General features: G+C 35.9%; 20 protein-coding genes. 3 read left to right on the top strand and 17 right to left on the bottom strand.

Going from position 1 to position 22,655, the window contains the following annotated elements; genetic code table 11:
* Nucleotides 1-3 precede the first annotated feature (3 nt).
* The 4 genes from BU038_RS05535 to BU038_RS05520 form a co-directional block, all read right to left on the bottom strand.
* Complete coding sequence (locus BU038_RS05535) at nt 4-1,902, bottom strand: FtsX-like permease family protein (RefSeq protein WP_107605199.1); 1,899 nt, start codon at nt 1,900-1,902, stop codon at nt 4-6.
* Nucleotides 1,892-2,653: an ABC transporter ATP-binding protein gene (locus BU038_RS05530; RefSeq protein ID WP_107605198.1), complete on the bottom strand. Its 762-nt coding sequence runs from the start codon at nt 2,651-2,653 to the stop codon at nt 1,892-1,894. The genes BU038_RS05535 and BU038_RS05530 overlap by 11 nt, the downstream gene beginning before the upstream one ends.
* A 91-nt stretch (nt 2,654-2,744) precedes the next feature.
* Nucleotides 2,745-3,788, bottom strand: a complete 1,044-nt coding sequence (locus BU038_RS05525) for a sensor histidine kinase (RefSeq protein WP_107605197.1) — start codon at nt 3,786-3,788, stop codon at nt 2,745-2,747.
* Complete coding sequence (locus BU038_RS05520) at nt 3,775-4,455, bottom strand: response regulator transcription factor (protein WP_107605196.1); 681 nt, start codon at nt 4,453-4,455, stop codon at nt 3,775-3,777. Before BU038_RS05520 ends, BU038_RS05525 begins: the two co-directional genes overlap by 14 nt.
* A gap of 207 nt (nt 4,456-4,662) precedes the next feature.
* Between BU038_RS05520 and BU038_RS05515 the strand changes: the two genes are divergently transcribed.
* Nucleotides 4,663-5,169, top strand: a complete 507-nt coding sequence (locus tag BU038_RS05515) for a GNAT family N-acetyltransferase (protein WP_002481436.1) — start codon at nt 4,663-4,665, stop codon at nt 5,167-5,169.
* Nucleotides 5,170-5,326: 157 nt separating this feature from the next.
* On the opposite strand, the gene BU038_RS05510 is transcribed toward BU038_RS05515, so the two are convergent.
* From BU038_RS05510 to BU038_RS05470, 9 genes are all read right to left on the bottom strand, one after another.
* Complete coding sequence (locus tag BU038_RS05510; protein ID WP_107605195.1) at nt 5,327-6,355, bottom strand: alpha/beta hydrolase; 1,029 nt, start codon at nt 6,353-6,355, stop codon at nt 5,327-5,329.
* Nucleotides 6,356-6,583: 228 nt separating this feature from the next.
* A complete protein-coding gene (locus tag BU038_RS05505; protein WP_023015440.1) occupies nt 6,584-7,651 on the bottom strand; it encodes a YkvI family membrane protein in 1,068 nt (355 codons plus the stop codon).
* A 326-nt stretch (nt 7,652-7,977) separates the two neighbouring features.
* Nucleotides 7,978-8,478, bottom strand: a complete 501-nt coding sequence (locus BU038_RS05500) for a hypothetical protein (RefSeq protein WP_002481433.1) — start codon at nt 8,476-8,478, stop codon at nt 7,978-7,980.
* Between the two features lie 115 nt (nt 8,479-8,593).
* A complete protein-coding gene (locus BU038_RS05495) occupies nt 8,594-9,610 on the bottom strand; it encodes a FecCD family ABC transporter permease (protein ID WP_107605194.1) in 1,017 nt (338 codons plus the stop codon).
* Complete coding sequence (locus BU038_RS05490) at nt 9,607-10,572, bottom strand: FecCD family ABC transporter permease (protein ID WP_428843593.1); 966 nt, start codon at nt 10,570-10,572, stop codon at nt 9,607-9,609. Before BU038_RS05490 ends, BU038_RS05495 begins: the two co-directional genes overlap by 4 nt.
* Nucleotides 10,573-10,624: 52 nt before the next feature.
* Nucleotides 10,625-11,431, bottom strand: coding sequence for an ABC transporter ATP-binding protein (locus tag BU038_RS05485; RefSeq protein ID WP_107605193.1), 807 nt, complete (start codon nt 11,429-11,431; stop codon nt 10,625-10,627).
* 292 nt (nt 11,432-11,723) lie between these two features.
* Complete coding sequence (locus tag BU038_RS05480) at nt 11,724-12,560, bottom strand: YitT family protein (RefSeq protein ID WP_107605192.1); 837 nt, start codon at nt 12,558-12,560, stop codon at nt 11,724-11,726.
* Nucleotides 12,561-12,970: 410 nt separating this feature from the next.
* Nucleotides 12,971-14,200: a NupC/NupG family nucleoside CNT transporter gene (locus BU038_RS05475; protein ID WP_107605191.1), complete on the bottom strand. Its 1,230-nt coding sequence runs from the start codon at nt 14,198-14,200 to the stop codon at nt 12,971-12,973.
* 302 nt (nt 14,201-14,502) lie between these two features.
* Nucleotides 14,503-16,233: an ABC transporter ATP-binding protein gene (locus BU038_RS05470; RefSeq protein WP_107605190.1), complete on the bottom strand. Its 1,731-nt coding sequence runs from the start codon at nt 16,231-16,233 to the stop codon at nt 14,503-14,505.
* Between the two features lie 230 nt (nt 16,234-16,463).
* Here BU038_RS05470 and pbp4 point away from each other — a divergent pair, with 230 nt between their 5' ends.
* Nucleotides 16,464-17,753, top strand: a complete 1,290-nt coding sequence (gene pbp4, locus BU038_RS05465; protein WP_107605189.1) for a penicillin-binding protein PBP4 — start codon at nt 16,464-16,466, stop codon at nt 17,751-17,753.
* Between the two features lie 75 nt (nt 17,754-17,828).
* On the opposite strand, the gene tagD is transcribed toward pbp4, so the two are convergent.
* The 4 genes from tagD to BU038_RS05445 all read right to left on the bottom strand — a co-directional run bounded on the left by tagD (nt 17,829) and on the right by BU038_RS05445 (nt 21,336).
* Nucleotides 17,829-18,227, bottom strand: coding sequence for a glycerol-3-phosphate cytidylyltransferase (gene tagD / locus BU038_RS05460; RefSeq protein ID WP_002481425.1), 399 nt, complete (start codon nt 18,225-18,227; stop codon nt 17,829-17,831).
* 84 nt (nt 18,228-18,311) lie between these two features.
* Nucleotides 18,312-19,370 carry a glycosyltransferase family 2 protein gene (locus tag BU038_RS05455; protein ID WP_107605188.1) on the bottom strand — a complete coding sequence of 353 codons (1,059 nt, stop codon included), beginning with the start codon at nt 19,368-19,370 and terminating at the stop codon, nt 18,312-18,314.
* Nucleotides 19,367-20,458 carry a teichoic acid glycerol-phosphate primase TarB gene (tarB, locus tag BU038_RS05450; RefSeq protein WP_107605187.1) on the bottom strand — a complete coding sequence of 364 codons (1,092 nt, stop codon included), beginning with the start codon at nt 20,456-20,458 and terminating at the stop codon, nt 19,367-19,369. The genes BU038_RS05455 and tarB overlap by 4 nt, the downstream gene beginning before the upstream one ends.
* Before the next feature lie 74 nt (nt 20,459-20,532).
* Nucleotides 20,533-21,336 (bottom strand): ABC transporter permease, encoded by an 804-nt coding sequence (locus BU038_RS05445; protein WP_023015447.1) that lies wholly within the window; start codon nt 21,334-21,336, stop codon nt 20,533-20,535.
* A gap of 288 nt (nt 21,337-21,624) precedes the next feature.
* Here BU038_RS05445 and tagH point away from each other — a divergent pair, with 288 nt between their 5' ends.
* Nucleotides 21,625-22,422, top strand: a complete 798-nt coding sequence (gene tagH / locus BU038_RS05440; protein ID WP_107605186.1) for a teichoic acids export ABC transporter ATP-binding subunit TagH — start codon at nt 21,625-21,627, stop codon at nt 22,420-22,422.
* The last annotated feature ends 233 nt before the right edge of the window (nt 22,423-22,655 follow it).

Below are 22,655 nucleotides of genomic sequence, written 5' to 3'. Positions count from 1 at the left end.
ATACTATATTGACTGTTTTATAGTACGTTTTGTGTGTACATAAGCAATAACCGCAAAGGAAGCATAAATCAATGTATAAACTCCCATTACAATAAAGACTGGAGAATGATCATCAGATCCCATTAAGTTCAAGAAGGCCCAAGATGCAAAGTATGCATGTGCTAACCCCACAATTAAAGGCAAACCAAAATTGAACATGATTTTAAGTTTTAAACCGTGACGCATGTCATTTTGTGTATAACCTAGCTTTCTCAATATTTTAAAGTTACCGATTTCATCTGTTGTTTCATCCATTTGTTTAATGTAGATAATACAACCTGCCGCAATTAAGAAAGCAATACCTAAGAATGATGATATGAATAAGAACATACCATTATTTTCTCTATTATCTTTAGCTATTTCTTCTTTTGTCTCATAACCTGGGTCAACTTCATCCAATGCTTTTGAAGCTTCTTTCATTTGAGACTTATCTGTAATAGTAAAGCCATATTGTGAAGAAAGGTCATCTTTATCTACTTGCCCTTTCTCTTTCAATAAACGATAGTCTTCATCATTGACGATTAATAATGGACCACCGCCTATAGTCGCCATGCCAAAGCGTGTATCAAGTGTGTTTTTTTGCACTTTAACACGTGCAAATGGTTTTTGATTTTTATCTGTAAATTCCACATAAGAATCATTCGTAATCGGCTTTAAGAGCATACCTGTTCCAAAAGGGTGTGAAAGTTTTGCCGTATGATCAGAGAGTCCTGCATTGTCGACATATTTTTCACTTGTGACACGTATGTTCATCACATCTCCGATGCTTTTATCAAATAAATTATTCTTCTGATTCTGTACCATCAACAATTCTTTATAATTTAAGTCATAATCGATATGATGTTTTTTTAATGCTTTTTCATATTCGTCTGCATCGTGTTTCGACTGCATTGTCACATCATATGGTGAAAACATATTGAGATGTACTTTTTCCAACTTCATTTGTATGGCACTAAAGCAGAGGACTGTTACAGTAATCGCAGAAATGACCGCAATAATAGTTAAAGATAAGGCATTCTTTTTCATACGATGCATAATAGATGACGTGAAAATGACATCATTAATTGAAACCTGACCTTTTTTTCTTTTCTTTAATGCCTTGAACAATAAAGATACTGTACTTCTAAAGAATAAATAAGCACCGACAATTGTCAGGAATAAAACTAAAAACGGAATAGCCATATTAGCTAATAGTTTTGTATCAACCGCCATAACATATCCTGAAATAATCATCGCAAGCCCTACAATACCACTGATTGTTTCAAGTACTGTAATTTTATTTGACTTCACATCACTCGTACGACGAGACTGCATTAATTTTAAAATTGAACGTCGTTTGATAAAGATTGCGTTTTGCACAATAACTAAGATGTACGCAATTACTAACATCAATGCCGTTGCGCCTACTGCTTTTAAGCTAAATTGCAGATGTACCGTTTCATTCATTTGCATCAATTTCGTCACAATCAACAATAAAAATCTCGATCCTAGTAATCCAACAACCATACCGATGAGACCTGTCACAATAAATATCGCAAATTGTTCTAACATCGACATACGAATCACATTGGCTTTTGTTAATCCGATTAATTGATAGAGTCCAAGTTCCTTATCTCTCTGTTTAATGAAGAGCTGATTCACATACATTAAAAAGACAATAATGATAATGAACAGTACCACACTACCTAAACTCGCACCCTTTTGAATCAATTTCGAAGATTCACTATTGTTGATTGTTTCTGTATATTTTAATGTCACAAAGCTAAAGTACAAGGCGATACTCATGATGAGTGAAAAAAGATACAAACCATAATGTCTGATGTTTTGTCTTAAGTTCTTAAATACAATATGTCTAAACGTCATAAGACACACCGCCCAAGACACTTTGTGCTTGAATAATTTCTTTATAGAATGCTTGTTTTGAACGTTCACCTTGATATAACTCAGAATAAATCTGACCGTCTTTCAACATAATGACACGGTTTGAATAACTAGCTGCTGCAGGGTCATGTGTCACCATTAAAATAGTCGTGTCAAAACGTTCATTCATATTTTTCAAACGTCTTAATAAATCTTGTGCACTTTTAGAATCTAGCGCCCCTGTCGGTTCATCTGCGAAGATAATTGCTGGGCGTGTGATAAAGGCACGTGCTGCAGAAACTCTTTGTTTCTGACCACCTGAAACTTCTGATGGATATTTGTTTGCTAAATCTCTAATACCTAATGTTTCTGTCACTTCATCAAAGCGTGCATCCACTTCTGTTTTGGATAACTTTTGAATAGATAGCGGCAACATAATATTTTCCTTAACTGTCAACGTGTCTAATAAATTATAATCTTGGAAAATAAAGCCGATTTCTTTTTTACGCACTTCTGAAAGTGCTTTGTTACTTAAATTTTGTAATTGATGTCCGTTAAGTTCGACTGAACCTTGTGTAATATAGTCAATGGAACTTAACATATTCAATAATGTCGTTTTACCAGAACCTGAAGGTCCCATAATTGAAATGAATTCACCTTTTTCAACTTTAAACGATATGCCTTTTAGCACTTCATGCGCCACATGCTTGTTTCCAAATACTTTTGTTAAATTGGATACTGTTAGAATTTCCATTTTTTGCGCTCCTTTTTCTCTTAACTCTTGTATTTATAGTGTACGCATAAGTGATTTTATGGTCGTTGATTTGATATTACAAAACGCATGTTTAAAGTGACGATTTTGTCACTTCAGACATACGTTCTAGCATTTCGTTCTGTTTTGGGAAGACAAAGGTTACGGTTGTGCCTTGGTTTGAAGTCGATTTAACAGTCACTTGTATGTGTAACGAATGTTTAATTTGATCTACTAAATATAAACCTAAACCTGAAGAAGTTGTCTCATGACGATATTGCGTTGAAGTGAAACCACGTTCAAAAATACGTGGTAAGTCTTGAGACGCAATACCACGACCTGTATCTTTAATCTCAAGTACGAGATGACCATCGACTTCTTTTGAAATAATTTGTATCTCCGTACCCGCTTCACTATATTTAACCGCATTAGACAGTATTTGACGAATCATCATCTTGCACCATTTCATATCTGTAAAAACAGTATCTTCTTCTTTAAAGTCTATATCGAACCCAATACCCCGCTGTCTACAAATGTTGCGCGTCAATTGAATTTCTTCAATGACCATACGTTTTAATGAAACCTGTTCAAAATACAAATCTTGATGCTTTTGATTTAAACGTGCTAAATACAGTTGTTGGTCTAACATTTCATTCATACGTGACCATTCAAATAATAAAGCTTGTCGACGTGTCGTGTCTTCCTCTTGATCAATCATTAATTTTAATGCAGTTAAAGGTGTTTTAATTTCATGCACAAATTCCGTCAAACTTTGTTCATGTTCTTCTAATTGTATAGCTTGTCTCGATACAACTTGTTTTTGTCGATGAATCATCAAATATAAATATTGTAAGACTTCTTCTTCCATAGGTGTATTAGCCGCTTCTTTATGTTTCAATTCTTCTACTTCTTTCATCTCAGATAACTTTTTATTAAATGACATTTCATAGTTATAAGAAAAAATGAGAAAGACCAGGGTGAAAATCGCATTACATAAAATAACATACAGTATCGATTCAATAGATAAGTCTTGATCTAATAAAGCTAAAATGATCAAAAATATTTGTAACCCAACAATCAACGCCAACCAATTTAAACGAGAGATTAAATAGTTTAGAATTCGTTTAAATATTGTCATGTGCTAAGTATCCTTTACCGACCCGCGTTTCAATCGCATTGGTTAAACCAAAGTCTGCCAGTTTTTTACGTAGACGATTGATATTGACTGTTAAAGTATTGTCACTCACAAACGCTTCGTCATCCCATAGCGCTGTGATAATCTCATCACGACTGACAATTTGATTACGATGTTTTAATAAAATCTCAAGAATAAGCATTTCTGTTTTAGAAAGATGTGCGGTTTCATTACCTCTCTCTAATACACCTTTACCAAGATCCACTTGGACATCGCCCCAAGACAGCATACGTTGTTCTTCTAAATTGAATTGATACACACGACGATAAATCGCTTTAAGCTTTGCGATTAAAACATTAGTATAGAATGGCTTTTGCATAAAATCGTCTGCGCCAAGTTCCATACTCATAACTTGATCCATAGGGTTATCTCTCGCTGATAAAAATAAAATAGGTACATTCGATTGATTACGTATTTCACGACACCAATAAAACCCATCATATTTCGGCAACTCTACATCCATGATAATAATTTCAGGTTGCTGCTGTTCAAATGCTTCCATAACTTGATTAAAATCATCAATACCAGACACCTGCAAATCCCAATGTTCTAGTTCTTTTTTCAATTGTTCAAATAAGGATTTATCATCTTCTACTAACAAAATTTTCATGTTATCACCTATTATTTTTATTTCGAAATTATTTCAAAATCATTTCATTTACATTTCGCAACTTTTATTTTACACTTATCTTTGTGCGATTCTCTAACAATCATTGCGTTCTATCATTTTAAAGTAAAATGAAACTAAAAACGATGCAGACAATCGTCATTTACGCTATACTCAGTGTAATACTACCTTATAATATGGAGGGTGTCTATGGAACATACGATTAGAGAAATAAGTATCAATGATGCAGATGCATATATTGCTTTATTAAAAGATATCTATGATGAATCTAGCTATATGCTGTATAGTCCTGGTGAATATGTGCCATCTCTTTCAAGCGCATTACAACAGCTTGAACATTTTATCACTTCTCCATCGAATACTATTTATCTTGCAGAAATCGACGGTAAGTTGATTGGCTTTGCGATTGTCACATCTCGCGAATATGAACGCACACGCCACGAAACACGCGTGCGCCTTGGAATTCGCGCACAATACCGTAGTAAAGGTGTTGGACAATCATTATTAAATGCAGTAGATGCATGGGCATACAATCATGACATTCGTCGTTTAGAGGCATTAGTCGTCCCTCAAAATGAACATGCGGTGGATTTATTCAAATCAGCAGGCTATCAAATTGAAGGCGAAATGCGCGATAAACTCAAAATAGATAATAAATACTATAGTGAATACGTTATGGCTAAACTATTACACTAATATTTATCCTGATATGCAACAGACATATCAGGTTTTTTTATTGCTGTCAGTTTCTATTTTACATATAACTCACATATTATCTTATAACAAAAAGAAGTATCAACAAAGCCAATAACTTTGCGATACTTCTTTTAAAATATTTTATGTTGCTAACACGCTAATTCTTATAAGGATTTAACTGTATCGGTTCAAACTGTTCATCTGGATTTTTAATCGTTGTTGAGCTGGTATTTCTACTTAAGAACTTTTGTACAGAAACAAGATTTTCTTTTGATTCTGGTAAATTCAAATGGAATTGATACTGATGTCTTAAATGATGTGACCCATCAAAGAAGAATGTATCTACTGAAGTTCCATCCTCTTCTAAAACTCGCGCAAATTCTCTATTTTGACTGAAGAATGGATCTGCATCTCCAACAGATAAGAAAGTCGGCGGATAATTTTTAGTGACATGTTCAACTGTCGACATTTCAGATAAATCTCTGAACTCAGTTTCCCAATCTTCTGTACCTGTATAGCTTCTCATAAAGAGTTGAATACGCGGAAACTCTGTTTCTCTAACTGTATTCATATTATAGAAACCACCGAAAAAGATTGCAGCACGAATATCTTTTGGTTTAAAACGTTGTTTAAAGTGCATATCTTTTCTTAATTGTTCATCCGTTTGTATTGCGGTAAATTGGCTGGATAACTGTGCACCTGCCGAGTCACCGCCGAATACAACTTGCGTGAAATCAATCGGTAATTCATGTGGGTTCTTTTTAATAAATTTTACTGCTTGGTCCATTTGTATTAAAGGCGTCGGATATTTATACTGCGGCGCCAATGCGTAGTTAATATTCACTACAATATAACCTTGTTCAGCGATTTTTGATAACAATGTGTTTTTGTATTGCTTATCACCCGCAATAATACCACCGCCATGCATCCAAAAAATTACTGGTAATTTCACATCTTTATCTAACTCTGCTGGTGTAATGATATCTAACTGACTCTTCGGAAATGCTTTACTATATGTAATATTATTAAAGACTTTTACATTGTTATTGTTAATCGCGACTTTAGGTTTCATGTTTTGTTTATGTTGGTAGTCCATATAAAGTTTTATACCAACACCGACAGCGATGCCTAATAACACGAAGATAATCGCACCGATTGCCAGTCTTCTTTTTCTTCGACTGTTCATTTGATTACCAAGTCCTCTCTTTATTCTATCGGCAAGATAATTTCCAATTTGTATTTATTGTACTTTATATTTAAAGTCATCTCAAAGGGTGAAATCAAGAAAAATAGCGCAGCAAAATCTGCTGCGCTATATCTTTTGTTTTCATCCTTACCGCTTACAAGCAGTAAGTTGACCTTCATTATTCATAAGTTTTCTGCTATATCTAGTAAATGTCACACATTGGGCAATTTATGCGATATGTTGCTCATTCTCTTTTTTACGTTTGAAATATTTCACTAACACGCCAATAACAATCGCAAGTCCGATAACACCCATTGTTGGGTATAAGAAGTTAATCAGACTTGAGAAACCTACGAAACTTAATCCGTAAGCGACAAGCATCATAATCACGATTAAAATGTGATATTTTTTGCTATAAGGTGTTGTGAATCTTGCCGCGAATGAATAAAGCAGACCCAAAATTGTGTTGTACATTACGGCTAACATCACAATTGACAATACAATTGTTACGATTGGATGAATACCATTCGCTAATGTCAATGTTGGAATAGCCGCTTCTTTGATTGCTGGGAATTCAGTTTGCAACGCAAATGTGATCAATGCTAATAGAATCGTATAAATGATACCGCCGAACATTGCACCGGCACCTGATACTCTTCTACGGCTTGCGTCACCGCCGATTGCGACGATGGTACTAAAACCAACCGCAAACGCTAATCCGCCGTAAACTGTTCCCATGATAATGCCCCAAAGCGGACTTGTCTTAGGCATTTCTGCGTTAATTTGATTAAATGGCACTTGACCTTTAAATAAGTAAACACCTGCGATCACAATCACTAAGATGATTAAGAAAGGTGTTACTACACCAAGTGCGCGGACAATCTTATTGAAGTCCATAAGTAATGTAATATAAATGGCAATTACCATAATCAGTGAACCTAACCATGTAGGGATGCCATAACTTTCATGGAATGCAGAACCTGCCCCTGCAATCATTGTGACAGAAATTCCGAATAAGAAGAAGACCAGTATATAGTCGACGATCCGTCCAACGTATTTTCCAAATAAATATGCCAAAGTTGATTCGTGGTTTTCAGCATCGAAAGCTGTCCCTATTTTTGCGACCTGTCTTCCGATGAATCCTAAGATAATACCTGAAATTAAAACACCGATATAAGCCCATAGACCATATTCAGTGAAGAATTGCATAACTTCTTGGCCTGTTGAAAAACCTGCGCCGACGACTACACCGACATAGGCAAAGCCAATTTTTACTGTTTCTTTATTAAACGTCATAATAACGTTGAATACCTCCTCGTGTAATTAAAAACAATGCTTGCCAACGTTAATACTTACTATCCATAGCTTATGTTTCTGTCTTTTTCTGAAAAAGGCCATTACTTATTCCATGAAAAGTATATAGTAACAATAAAACACTCAATTGCGCAATAGCCGTTAAGTGTAATTACCCAAACACAACAATAAATTACCCTCAATTTGATAGAATTACTCATTAAACTTAATAAACACATCCATTAGAAAAACTTATGGATAGCTCTATGTTATATGCAAAATAAAAAGGATACCTCAAATTGAGATACCCTTCAATTCATTTAAATTCATTATTTTGCATCACGATTTTGGTTCAGTTCATCAATGCTGACCACCACGTTATCCATTCGTTTCGCTGTCTGTTTAAGGATATTACGGGCTACGTTATTATTAGGATCTAATTTCAAGATCTGTTTAGAAATATCGAAAGCTTTTTTATCAGAAATAACAGGTTCAGGAATTGCATGGAGCAACAACATTTGTAGTAAACTCTTCACTTCTTTGCCCTCAGTGAGTTTTATGGAAGCTTCTGCATGGTAGTAAGCAGAATCCAATGCACCTTCTAAGTCACTTAATGGATAAACAAGAAGTAAGAATGCTAAATCATGCATTTCAGCTGTTTCTCCATCTTTGATCATATCTAAGATACACGTATAAAACATAACACTTTCTGCTTCATGCGCACTTGAAATGTAATGTTCTTCAAATTCCATAAAATCTGATTCGGACATTAATCGTTTCACAGATTCAAATTCACCGTTTAAGACATGTCGCTTTATCAAATCTTTCATGCCAATGTCCTCCTATTGTTGAACAGATTTTATCTACAATTAGTATTAGTTTACCATATTTTTCAGGATTTCACATTAATAACTATAACGCATAACAATATTTTATTGCGTTACATTACAATGAACGTGTGCGATACATCAAATATAAGAAATACGGTGCGCCGATTAATGCGACAACAATTCCGGCTGGAATACCTGAAGGCTGTAAAATCACTTGTCCGACTGTATCCGAGAACACCAGTAAAAACGAACCAATAACAATTGCTAAAGGCATAAAGAGTTGATGTCTTGGTCCCACAATTGTTTTCGCAATATGCGGTCCCATTAAACCAATAAAACTGATGGCTCCGCTCACTGCTACAGCTGCTGATGATAATGCAACGGCAGCCAATAAAATAATCATACGGTCTCGTCTTACATTTACACCTAACCCTTGTGCTAACAATTCATTTGTATTAAGGATATTTAATGTATTTGCCTTCATAAATAGGAACGGTATGATGACAATCAGCCAAGGTAATAATGCGATGACAAACGGCCATTCATCCCCCCATATATTACCCGCAAGCCATGTGGCCATAAACTCTGCTTGATCTTTATCAAATTTTGACATCAACGTCAGTGAACCGCCAGAGAGTGCGGCAGATAAACCGACACCGACTAAGACCATACTAGCTGGGGTCATGCCACGCTCTTTAGAATAGCTGAAGTAGAAAATAATTAACGCTGTTAAAATACCGCCAGTCATACTTAGTATCGGCAATACATAGATAAAGCTATCTGCACTCACTTGGCCAATGACAATAAATAACGCGATAAAGAAGCCGCTGCCTGCATTAATTCCTAAAATACCCGGTTCAGCCAGTGGATTATTCGTCACACTTTGCATCATCGCACCGCTTAAACTTAATGCAGCACCTGCCAGTATGGTTACTAACATTCTCGGCAATCTGAAATCTAACAGAATTAAACTGTCTGTATAGTCGCCGAAACCAAATAAAGTTTTAAAGAACGTTCCCACAGACATCTGATATTCGCCTGAAGTGATACTCCAGACACATGCCGCAAATAAAAGGATACTCGTGATTAATAAAGCCAACCACTGACGACGTCGTAATTTATCTTCTATCATATTGAGCGACCTCCTTTTCTAATTAAATAGATAAAGTAAGGCACGCCAATAAAGGAAACAATCGCACCCACTGGCGCATCACCGAGCATACGAGCAACTGTATCTGCTAAAAGGACTAAGAATGCGCCTAATATAGCTGTTAACGGAATGACCTTTGCATAATCCGTTCCGATTAAAAAGCGCACAATATGCGGCACGATTAAACCGACAAAGGCAATTTGTCCGACCATCGCCACAGCAACACCCGCTAATAACATCGTTAATATTAAGCTGACTGTACGGATGACACTGACATTTTGGCCTAGGCCTTTAGCTAAACTTTCACCTAAGTTTAAAATCGTCAATTGACGGCTTAACAAGATTAATAAAACAATCGTTACCAAAATAACAGGGGCGCTCCATTTCAATTGAACCCAAGTTGTGCCAGAGACACCGCCCATGCTCCAAAAGTTGATGTCTTGATTCAATTTGAAGGTTAAAGCGATGCCTTGACTTAAAGCAGTTAAGAAGGCACTGACTGCGGCACCTGCTAAAATGATACGGATGGGATTGAAACCATCAGTTCTAGAACGGCCCATCATAAGCACGATTGTACCTCCTAAGATGGATCCGATAAAACCTGCAAGCATCAATAAACCAAAAGAAGCTTGCGGTACAAAGGCATATGTTAAGGCAAGCATAAAACTGGCACCAGCATTCAAGCCGATTAAGCTTGGGTCTGCCAAACCATTTTTAGTCACACCTTGAACAACTGCCCCAGCCACCGCAAGCGCCATACCTACAAGTATTGCACCTAGGTCTCTAGGTATTCTTATTTCACTAATTATATTGTGCTGCTCATTCATAGGATTATAGTGGAAAACCGCTTCATAAATCGTTCCAAGACGGATGGGTGCATCTCCATATAAAATAGAAAGCACCAACATCATCCCTAGCAACACACATGATAAAAGTAATAACATTATAAATCTGGGATATTTCTCTTTTCTCTCTTTATCACTCATTTACCGTGCCTCATACTTTCGAATAATGTTTACACAATAAATCATATGTGACTAACATCGGTTTGCCTGTACGTGGATCTGTACTTAATTCTGCATCTATATTGAAACATCTTTCTAAAATATCTTTCGTTAAGACTTCTTGTGTCTCACCGCTTGATACAATTTCCCCTGCTTTCATCGCAATCAAATGATCTGAGAAACGAATTGCTTGGTTGATATCATGCAGCACCATTACGATGGTACAACCTTGTTCACGGTTCAACTCTTGAACTAATTCAAGGATTTCTAATTGGTGACTGATATCTAAATACGTTGTCGGCTCATCTAAGAAAATAATATCTGTCTTTTGTGCTAAAGCCATCGCAATCCATACACGTTGTCTTTGACCGCCACTTAAATCATTAATAGCTCTGTGTTTAAAGTCATACGTTCCTGTTACTTTAAGCGCCCATTCAATTTCAGCTTTATCTTCAGCGCTTAAACGGCCAAAACCTTTTTGGTGTGGAAATCTGCCGTATGAAACTAATTCGCCTGCTGTTAAACCATCTGCCACATCTGGTGATTGCGGTAAAATCGCAATTTTCTTCGCAATTTCTTTCGTAGATTGTGTATGAATATTTTTACCATCTAATGTGATTTCTCCGCCTTTGACGGATAAAAGACGAGATAATGCTTTTAGTAATGTTGATTTACCGCAACCGTTAGGTCCGATAATAGACGTAACTTTGCCGTCAGGGATTTCTACATCTAGATTATCAACAATTACATGATCCCCATATCCGATTGTTACGTGTTGACCATTTAAACGATTTGCCAATTTACTTCATCCTCCATTGGATACGACACAAACCTTAAATACAGTTGCCGAAACACCTGTCTCTTTTCAAGGTCTGCCGTAGAATTTATTTCTATTTCTTATCTCATTGCATCTATTTATAATTAATACCTGTAAATATTTTCGTGAAAGCTTTCATACTTTATCAACTACAGCTTTGTAATTGATAATCATTATCATAGGCTATATTATAACATTTTTTAGTGTGATTTCCTAACAATTCTTATGTATTAAAACGCAAGAAATCGAGGCAATCGCCTCGATTTCTTATCCTTTATTCATCTACTAAGAAGCCATTACCATAGACATCACGCACATCGTGAATGACTAAAAAGGCATTCTCATCAATTTTTCGAATTAAGCGTTTCGCTTTCGATACTTGTGTTTTACTGATGACTACATATAAGATTTCTTTATCTTCTTTTGAGAAATAACCGCGCCCGTCTATAATCGTAACCCCTCGTCCGATTTTTTGATCAATGACTTTCGCCACTTCATCTGGTCGGCTTGAAATCACAGTCATCGCTTTCTTCGTATTCAAACCTTCAATTACGAACTCCATTACTTTTGTTCCGATATAAAGTGAAATGACTGTTACTAATAACTTATTCACTGGAATAACTGTAAAGGAAATCGCCACAACGATTAAGTCGAAAAATAGTAAAGCGTAAGACGTGCTGACGTCTAAGTATTTATGTGCTAAACGCGCTAAAATTGTCGTACCTGCTGTCGTTCCCCCTGCAAGTACAATGACCCCGATACCTAATCCGACTGAAGCACCTCCGAAAACGGCATTCACAATAATATTGCCTGTTTCCACATGCCACGATTCAGTCAGACCTAGAAAGACTGAAATTAAAACTGTTGCGAGAATCGTTAAGTAAGTACTCCGCTTACTTAAGAACTTATAACCAATTGCAATTAAAATCGCATTCATCACAAAGTTAGTGATAGCTGGCGAAATATGAAAGGCATAATAAAACACGATAGATAACCCTGTTACGCCGCCTTCCCCTAGTTGTGCGGAAATAATAAATGTGTTGACCCCTGCAGAGAACATAAATGAACCAAATACTACGAGTGCAAGGTCACGCCATGTTCTTCGTTTCAAATCAAATCGCCCCCTTATTAAATTGTGTAGATAAAATAAATACTAGCATAGGCGCCCTTAACCAACAATGTGAAACCCCTGAATAACAGCCTTTATAATATTAAATTAATTATTCTGAAAATTTTGTTTACTTTGTGTTAAAGCTTTGCTATAATAAATTTCAACTTCCTTAATCAAGAGATTAAGGAAGTTATCTCCTTTGTGTTGTTTACAATAAACAAGCAAAATTTTCGCTCGAATGCACCATCAGTACCTAGTCCTTACTGATTACGTGCATCAAATTCATTTCCCGTTGAAAGCAGGTAATGTTTGTGTCTCCCCACATTCATTCACCTGTTTTCATTTTATTTAAAAAGAAAAGCATCATATTCAGTCACAATAACTGAATATAATGCTTCTATCTATACGCCTTACCAAGCGAATAATCCTACGAATGCTGCTGTAAGTAATGAAACTAAAATACCTGACAATAACATCATAGGTACATATTTCGAAACGAAATCTGATGTTTTCTTATCAACAATACCTTTTAATGTACCGATAATCATACCGATTGTTGAGAAGTTCGCAAATGATACTAAGAAAGTAGAAATGACTGCACGTCTATGCGGATCATATGATTTAACCGCATCAGAGATTTGGCCCATCACTACGAATTCGTTTGTCACAATCTTCTTAGCCATTTGTTGCGCAACCGGCCACGCTTCGCTCCAAGGTAAACCAAGTAATAATGAGAAAGGTACCATGATAACACCTAAGATTTGGTCTAAACCAAAGCTGAAGTTTACATTGAACCAACCAATGACTGTACCTGAAAGTACGTGAAGCAAACGGTCAATTAAATCTGCTAATGCTACGAAACTGATAACAAACGCGATAATAATCAATACTAATTTACCAGCGTTGATAACTGAGTCTCCGAGGAACGAGAAGAACGGTTGACGTTCTACGCCTTCTTGTTGGATGTGATAAATCACATCTTCACGCTCTTCAACTGATACTGGGTTTAAAATAGAAGTAACAATAATCGCATTGATAATGTTTAATGGAATCGCTGTTAATACAAGCTCACCCGGAATCATCGTTACATACGCGCCGACAATCGCACCAGATACTGAACTCATAGACATCATCGCAATTGTTAATACGCGCATTTCATTCATACGTTTTAACTGCTCACTTGAAACAGCTAACGCTTCTGTGTTTCCTAAGAACATCATTTCAATACCGAAGAAAGATTCGAATTTTGGTTGACGTGTAATTTTAGCTAACGCCCAGCCAATCCAACCGATAACTTTCGGTAAAATATTAAAATACATTAAAATATCGAATAAAGGTACTACAAGTAAAATTGGGAATAAGGCTGCAATTGCCATATCCATTTGTTTTGTATCTACAAAGCTGTGGAACGCAAAGCCTGTACCAGCGTTTGCTGATTCAATCAACCATGCAATACCATCTGCCATTTTAGAAACTGCCATATTTCCCCATGGGAAGAAGACAAAGAACCATGCTAAGAATAAGTTTACAATGACTAAGATACCAATTGATTTCCATTGAATCGCTTTTCTATTTCTAGAGAAGAGCACTGCAATACCTAAAAATACAATCAAACCAACAATGTTGATAAGTAAATACATTTTACACCCGCCATTTCTATTATTTTATTATGTACAAGTCTGCACTGACAGAATTATAACCTCCCGATTGAATTCCCTATAATCCATACAATGCCCGCCTGTTACTTGAGATATTTCGTATTTACAAATTGTGAAAAATTTAAGTGCTTTTTTAGTATATCATGTTGGTTGTTACCTTTGAATTAGATTTTTAAGAAATGAAACAAAAATTCTTGCAATAAATATGATTGTCATAATTCGTCTATATCTAGTTTTTGTTATAAAAATAAGGTTGAGACTTTTTCTTGTCTCAACCTTTATCATTAATCTGTCAGTTTTTGTGTCATCACAAATTCTTTATACTTTGCATGCGACTGCATTAACTCGTGGTGTTTACCGATACCAGTAACCCGGCCACCATCTAAGAAGATGATTTGATCTGCTTTCATTATAGTAGAAAGACGATGTGCAATGACCACAGTTGTACGTTCTTTCATTAATGTTTCTAATGATTCTTGGATTTTTCTTTCACTTTCACTGTCTAAATTCGCGGTAGCTTCATCTAGTAATAAAATGTCAGGATTTTTCACAAAGCTGCGCGCAATGTCAATACGCTGACGTTGTCCACCTGAAAGTTTCAAACCACGTTCACCGACTAATGTATCGTAACCTTCATCAAAATCCATGATAAAATCATGACAATTAGCCAGTTGTGTATACTGCATTAATTCAGCATCTGTCACTTTCCGATTAATTCCGTATAAGATATTATCTCGAATCGTACCGCTCATCATCGCATTGGACTGCATAACATAACCGATTTTATTACGCCAATCTGATAGCGGCAACTTATAGATAGAAACATCATTATAAAGAATATCTCCATGCGTGACATCATACATTCGCTCAATCAAATTGAAGATAGTACTTTTTCCTGATCCAGACGGACCTACAAACGCAGTCACTTTTCCTTTTGGAATATCAAAATTCAAATCATGTAAGACCTCTTTAGCATCATAACCAAATGAAACTTCTTCAAAAGCAATGTCGCCATTACCTAAAGTTTGACCTGTAGGCATATAGACTTCTTCTAAAGGTTCTTGCATGATTTCATGAATACGGCTGCTGGCACCGACTGCTTTCTTATAATCTGTCATTAATGTCGATAAGTTCACAAGAGGCATGGACATTTGAATCACATAGAAAATCATCGCGACTAGTGTTCCTGCAGTAATCGCTCCTGATGAAATACGAATACCTCCAAAACCGAGAATAATCCCGATTGTCAGTAACATAATCAAACCGGAAATCGGTTGAATGACTGCCGCTATTTTTGCTTGTTTCAAGCCAAGCTTGTAGATTTCTTTTAAATTCACATGTGCTTTATCCAACTCAACTTGTTCCGTATTGGCAACTTTCACCAAACGCATTTCTGTTAATACACGTCCAAGCAAACCGCTAAAATTGGCAATTTCTGCCTGTGTACGTGTAGAAATTTTCTGCATGACACGTCCTAAAGGAATCATAATAATCACAAATAAAGGGATTGTAATAAATGTTAATAACGTCATCTGCCAATCCATAATAAATAACATAACCAATGAACCAATTAACGTAATTATAGAAGGCAGCACATTCGGTAGTTTTTGAGAAACAAATTCGTTAATTACTTTCGTGTCGTCAGTTAAACGACTCATCAACTGTCCGCTTTCGTTCACGTCAAAGAAACGCATTCTTAAACGAATGATGTGTTCCCACACAACAGTACGAATCGCATAAATAATCTTTTCACCGATTTTGCTTAATAAGTATAGACCGATACCGCTTAAGACGGCATTCAACGCAAAGACCGCAATAAAGATTAAAATAAACTGCATATTGAAGGATTCGCCAGTAAATTTATCAACCATTCTTCCAGTGAATAAAGGGACAATTAAACCACTGATGCTCCCTAAGGAAGAAATAGATACTGCAATCGCAATCAAGCCGACAGGCCATGTCAGTTTCTTCAATAAGAATAAGAGTGGATTAGATGTTTTGTTAGTCTGTTTCATTTTTCACGCTTACCTCAATTATAGTTTTATGTTTCTTCCTTGATGATGCTCAGTCCAAGCATTCCACACCTATTTAGACGTCCAGGCACCCTTCGGTCAGACAACCGTCAGACTGACGTCTAGAATAGAAATAATTTTCATATATTTATTGTTCCCTTGTATCAAACTACTTTTATGATAAAATAGTTTTACTGTGAAACTATTATTGTTGAAGGACTGAAACATACATAATGAAAAAGATAGTAATACTGACACTGTTAATATTCTTCGTAAGTACCATTATAACACCATTTTCCGATGCGGACACTGAAACCAAATCACCTGTCCAAATCGCAAATGAACGTGGTCAAGACATTGGGGAAGGTTTTGAACCAGAAAGCGCTGTAAACATTAGTCAAACCGGACAAATACTCTATAGTTATCATATGGATAAGAAGTGGTATCCCGCCTCTATGACTAAATTGATGACAATGTACCTGACGTTAGAAGCTGTGAAAGAAGGCAAATTATCATTAGATGATAAAGTGAAAATCACAGACAAACACTATGCGATGTCTACCCTTCCAGAGTTAAGCAATACGAAACTGTATCCCGGTGAAACTTATACCATCGGTGAACTGCTTCAAATTACAGTTTCAGCCTCGAGTAATGCGGCTGCGTTGATCTTAGCGAATGAAGTTTCTGATTCCACATCTGACTTCACCGATAAGATGAACGAAAAAGCCAAAGAAATCGGAATGAATCATACACACTTTGTTAATCCAACAGGCGCCGAAAATAATCTATTAAAAAGTTTTGCACCAAAACGTTATAAAGATGAAATGTCTAGCACATCAACCGCAAGAGATTTCGCGATTTTATCACAACGCGTCGTTCAAGATACTCCGAAAGTGCTTGAATTTACCAAAGCACTCGCACCAACGCAACACGGCGTAACATATTATACTTTCAACTGGTCGCTTGAAGGCTCTGAATTAAGCTTACCTGGTACAGATGGTTTAAAAACTGGCTCAAGTGATATCGCTGATTATAATCATACATTAAGTACTAAACGTGATGGCTTCCGTATTGATCAAGCTATGATGGGTGCAGGCGATTTCGAACACCTTGGCGGAGATAAAGAACGAAATAAAATGGGCAACAGTTTAATCAACCGCTCATTTGAGCAATATAAATACGTTAAAGTTATGTCTAAAGGACAACACAAAATTAACAAAAAAACCTATTACGTTGAAAAAGATTTATATGATGTCGTGCCGAGTGATTTAAAAAAAGAAGACTATAAATTTGTCGTAGAAGATGGCAAGCTTCATCTGGATTATGACAGACAATTTATCTCAAAAGATTATGGACCACCTTCAGTAGATGTTCAACGTCCATTAATGCGAAAAGCAACGACATTTGCAGAATCTTCTTGGAGCACACACCCGATTCTAACGAGTTTAGGTGTTGCATTTATTGTCGCAGCACTCGCCATTATCATTTATATGATTATTTCAGCATTCAAACGTAATAAATAACGCTGAATTTTATTTATAAATCAAAAACAGAGGTATAACTGCCAAAGTCTTGGCGATTATACCTCTGTTTTCATGTTATCTGGCATCTTTGCCATATAATTCTTTTTTGATTTGCGTCGTAGAAATACCTTCTGTACGTTTTAAGTAAATCACTTCACATTTGTCTTTTAAGAAGTCGAATTCGCCTTCCCAATCATGACCCATGACAAAAGTATCTACATCATAGCGTTCTACATCACGTTCTTTTTGACCCCAATCATCCTCAGGAATGACTAAGTCTACATAACGAATAGATTCTAACATCATTTTTCGTTGTTCGTAATTGTAGTAAGATTTTTTATTTTTAATGCGGTTAAATTCATCTGTAGAGAGTGCTACAATCAGGTAGTCTCCCATTTCTCTCGCTCTTCTCAGTAATTCAATATGACCATAATGTAACAAGTCATATGTACCGTACGTAATAACTCTCTTCAAATTTAAACCCTCCTTCGCAATTTAAGGTACTACAAAAAAATAACACATTTCATACTTTAATTCATATTAAAATTGTACGTTCCCTTATTTTTTGAGTGCACTTTTTAAAGCTGCACGTCCTCTAAAAGCTGATTGTTTAGGCACTAGTTGTGCTTTGAATGCTAAATAATTCGGACGTCCGATACCTACTTTATTCAACGCTTCACGCCATTGACGATAATAATGTAATGTCCAGCCTTTACAACCGCCTTCCATAACTTTAACGATTCTGAATAACGCATCACCGTCATAATGGGTCTTCTGCATACCTTCAATATACTGGATAACTGTATCTAATAATTCTTGTGTCACTTTTGGTTTTTCTGTCACATAAGCTTGAAGCATGTAGCTGACAATTAATTCATCCATGCGATAGCTGTAATATTGTTGCACATTGCGAAGTCTCAAGTAATCCATCACACGTCCGCGTACAATATAAGCATCATGCATGTAATCAAAGAAACGTTCAACACTGCGCGCTGTAATCGAATTCTCTCTCACATTATAACCCGCAATGATATCTGGCAATAATTGAATATCATGAGCTTGATTAAATGCATGTGCCATAAATGTATGCTCTTCACAAAAGACAATGTCTTCATCAAAACGTAAATCTTTGAAACGTGCGCTGAACATCTTATCTCTTGGTCCGATAGATTGCAACATCGCTGGACATTGCGCTAAATTCACAACTTCATCTTTTTTAATTTCTTCATGTGTCGGGAAAGTACGCCATTCGCCATGATAATCACGTCCTGTTTGTCCAATCACGATTTCAACATCGTCATTTTGTTCATAACGACGTGCCATCACATCGATACGACTTGGTAAAAATTCATCATCTGCATCTAAAAACATGAAGACATCGCCTGTAATATGAGATAAGCCGACATTACGGCTAGCCGCTGCGCCTTTGTTAGATTGACTGATAATTTTGACGTGCTTATTTTCTTTTTGAAGTGTTTCAAGTGCTTCTAGTGTGCCATCTGTAGAGCCATCATTGATACAAATAATTTCATGATCGTATTTCGTATCAATGGAACTTACTGCTTTCTTAATGACTTCTTCTGAGTTATAAACTGGAATAATAATAGAAATTTTCATCGTTTCACCAATTCTTTTATATAATTTGATATCTGATTTAAAGTTTCATCCGTATTGTAATCATGCCATTCATTAAAGAGCGGCGGATAATGTTCTAAACCTTCTTTTAATTTATGCAGCAACTCTGCTTCATTATACGCTTTATAGTTTTCAGGAATCTGCCAGTAGTAATGATTCAAACCACGCTCTGCTTCATACTCTGCTTGATCATAAACGTAAAATAATGCAGGTTTATCTAATAAACTCGCTTCAATCGCAAGTGAGCTGTAATCTGTGATGATGACATCCGCCATCAAGAACAAGTGTTGTGTCTCAATATCAGATGTAGTCCCTTGTCGTGCAGCTGGATGTAATTTATTGATAATCGTATAACCTGGCAGCTCTTGTTCAAAATGTTGTGCATCAATCGTTCTATTCGCTGCTTGATGTTCTCTGTATGTCGGTACATATACTGCAAGTTTATCTTTAATACCATAGTGTTGTTTTAATTTTTCTTGTTGTTGTTCTAAGTTAACTGTAAAGTACTGTTGCATTCTAGGCAAACCAAAGCGTAACATTTGTTCAGGTGTTGCATTGAACGCATTTCTGAAACAAATTTCCATTGGCTCCCCGCCAATGAGATAGTAATCTGTCGCGCGATATACTTTTAAATACTGATCCACCATTTTCTTGTTAGACAAATCGACCGCATGATCTTTCAATCCAAAGTATTTTAAAGCGCCTGCCGCATGCCATGTTTGAATAACCGTCTGCCCTTTTTTCTTGCGATAACCACCCATTAACAAGTAGTAATTATCTACAAAAATAACTTTAGCAGTGGCTAATGCTTTTAATTGCGCAATGACGTTTTTATTACTATTGATGACATAATCAACGCCAGACAATTGAGTAGCTTGTTGTTTATCTTTTTCTTTACCGATGATAGTTAAACGGTAGCCTTCATCATGAAATCTTTGAACTAAAGGCCATATATCTTCTTTAAAGCTCATAAACAACACAATATGATGCGTATCGATTTTCTTGTTGAACCACAATGTATTAAATACATTGATAATGGTTAAATACAGCTTCTTGATGACTTGTCGCATGTTTTTCACCTCTGCTTATTTTAAAAAAACTCCAAACACGCTAAAACATGCTTGGAGTTTACTCTTAAATAATCTTACATAAAGTCTGCAAATTGATCTCTGTAGCGCATGTGCAGAATGGAACCTACAAAGAATATAAATACTACAATAAATACGTTGTATAGTGCTAATTGCCAATGATCAATAAAATACCAGTTATGATACAGTACTGCTGCACGATAAGATTCTGCGATGAAATAAATCGGATTCAACATCAGAATCTTTTGTACAATCGAACCTGGCTTAGCGACCCATAAAATTGGTGATGCATAGAATAATACACGCATTAACGCTTGCATCATCATTTGTGTGTCACGAATTAATACACCTAGAGTCGAAGTTAAGATTGCGACAGCACTTGTAGCAATGTACGCAAATGGTACATATAAGAATAACTGAATAATATGTATCGTCGGATAAATACCTGAAGCGATACAGAAAATGATAATAATCCCGAGTAATGCTAAATGTCCATATAATTTTGCGGTTACGGTATAGGTTGGAATAATTGATAACGGGAAGTTCATTTTCGCCACTTGATTATATTTCGATACAATCGAGCGTGTCCCATCTAATATTCCTTGGTTGATAAAGAACCACATACTGATACCGACAAGCATCCAGAAGATGAACGGTATCCCATCAACCGGTGCGTTCGTACGAATCCCGAATCCGAACACGAACCAGTATACTAAAATTTGGATGAGCGGGTTGATTAATTCCCACGCCATACCTAAGTAGTTGTTATGGTTAGCAATTTTCAGCTCGAATTGTGCTAACCTGTGGATTAAATAAAATCCTTTAATATGTTCTTTCAGAACAGTTATTAATGCTCCCATGTTCAAACCACGCTTTCAAACGATTTGCGCATTTCATTACATAAGTGTATGTAATTTTTTCTCTATGCTTGAAATATATCCATCTCAACATTATACGTAATTATAATATAGAATGGAATAATTTTCATTACTAATGGTAAAGAAATGACTTTGACGACGAAAATAATGACCAATTCTTCAAGAAATGGTAAAATTTATAGCGTTGAAGAATTCATATGCGTTTTGACCGCTCGGCATCGCAATATATACTATAATAGAGTAAATAGAGGTTAAGGAAGAGGTTATACAATGAAAGATGTATCTGTAAAGATGGATAATATTACAAAAGAATATCGTATCTATCGTAATAACAAAGAACGAATCAAAGATGCGCTCATTCCTAATCATAAGAACAAAACATTTTACGCGTTAAAAGATGTCTCAATGACAGCGTATAAAGGTGATATTATCGGTTTAGTCGGCATCAACGGTTCAGGCAAATCAACCCTCAGCAATATTATCGGCGGATCTTTATCAAATACCGCAGGTTCAATCGAAAAAAATGGTGAAGTCAGTGTTATTGCGATTAATGCAGGGCTTAACGCACAATTGACTGGATTAGAAAATATTGAATTTAAAATGTTGTGCATGGGCTTTACACGTAAAGAAATTAAAAAACTCACACCTAAAATCGTTGAATTCAGTGAGCTTGGAGAGTTTATTTATCAACCTGTTAAAAAGTATTCAAGTGGTATGCGTGCTAAACTCGGTTTCTCTATCAACGTCACGATTGATCCAGATATCTTAGTGATTGATGAAGCATTGTCTGTCGGAGACCAAACATTTACACAAAAATCATTAGACAAAATTCATGAATTTAAAGAAGCAGGAAAAACCATTTTCTTCGTCAGTCATAACATCGGCCAAGTGCGTCAATTCTGTACAAAAATTGCGTGGATTGAAGGCGGTCGTTTAAAAGAATTCGGCGAAGTTGAAGAAGTATTACCTAAATACGAACAATTCCTTAAAGATTTCAAAAAGAAATCTAAAGCAGACCAAAAAGCTTTCCGTAAAAACTTAGACGAAGAAAGATTTGTGATGAAATAAACAATTGAAGCTATAAAAGAAATCGCAGTATAAGCTGCTTTTTCTTTTTCACTTCTGCTTCACTCTTTTAAAGCGATATTGATATGTCAGAATCTTTTTACTCTAAAAACTTTAAGCAAACCTCTTTAAATCAAAGAAAAAAAGTATTATCATTAAGTACAAGTGTATTAACAACAGGTGAATTAATATTGCACACTTGATTAATGTCTGATGCTCTCATACAATGACATTTT

The sequence above is a fragment of the Staphylococcus simulans genome (genome assembly GCF_003043455.1).
Lineage (GTDB): Bacteria > Bacillota > Bacilli > Staphylococcales > Staphylococcaceae > Staphylococcus > Staphylococcus simulans_A.
Note: the sequence above shows the minus strand (reverse complement) of the source record. Positions and strands in the feature narration are given on the sequence as shown.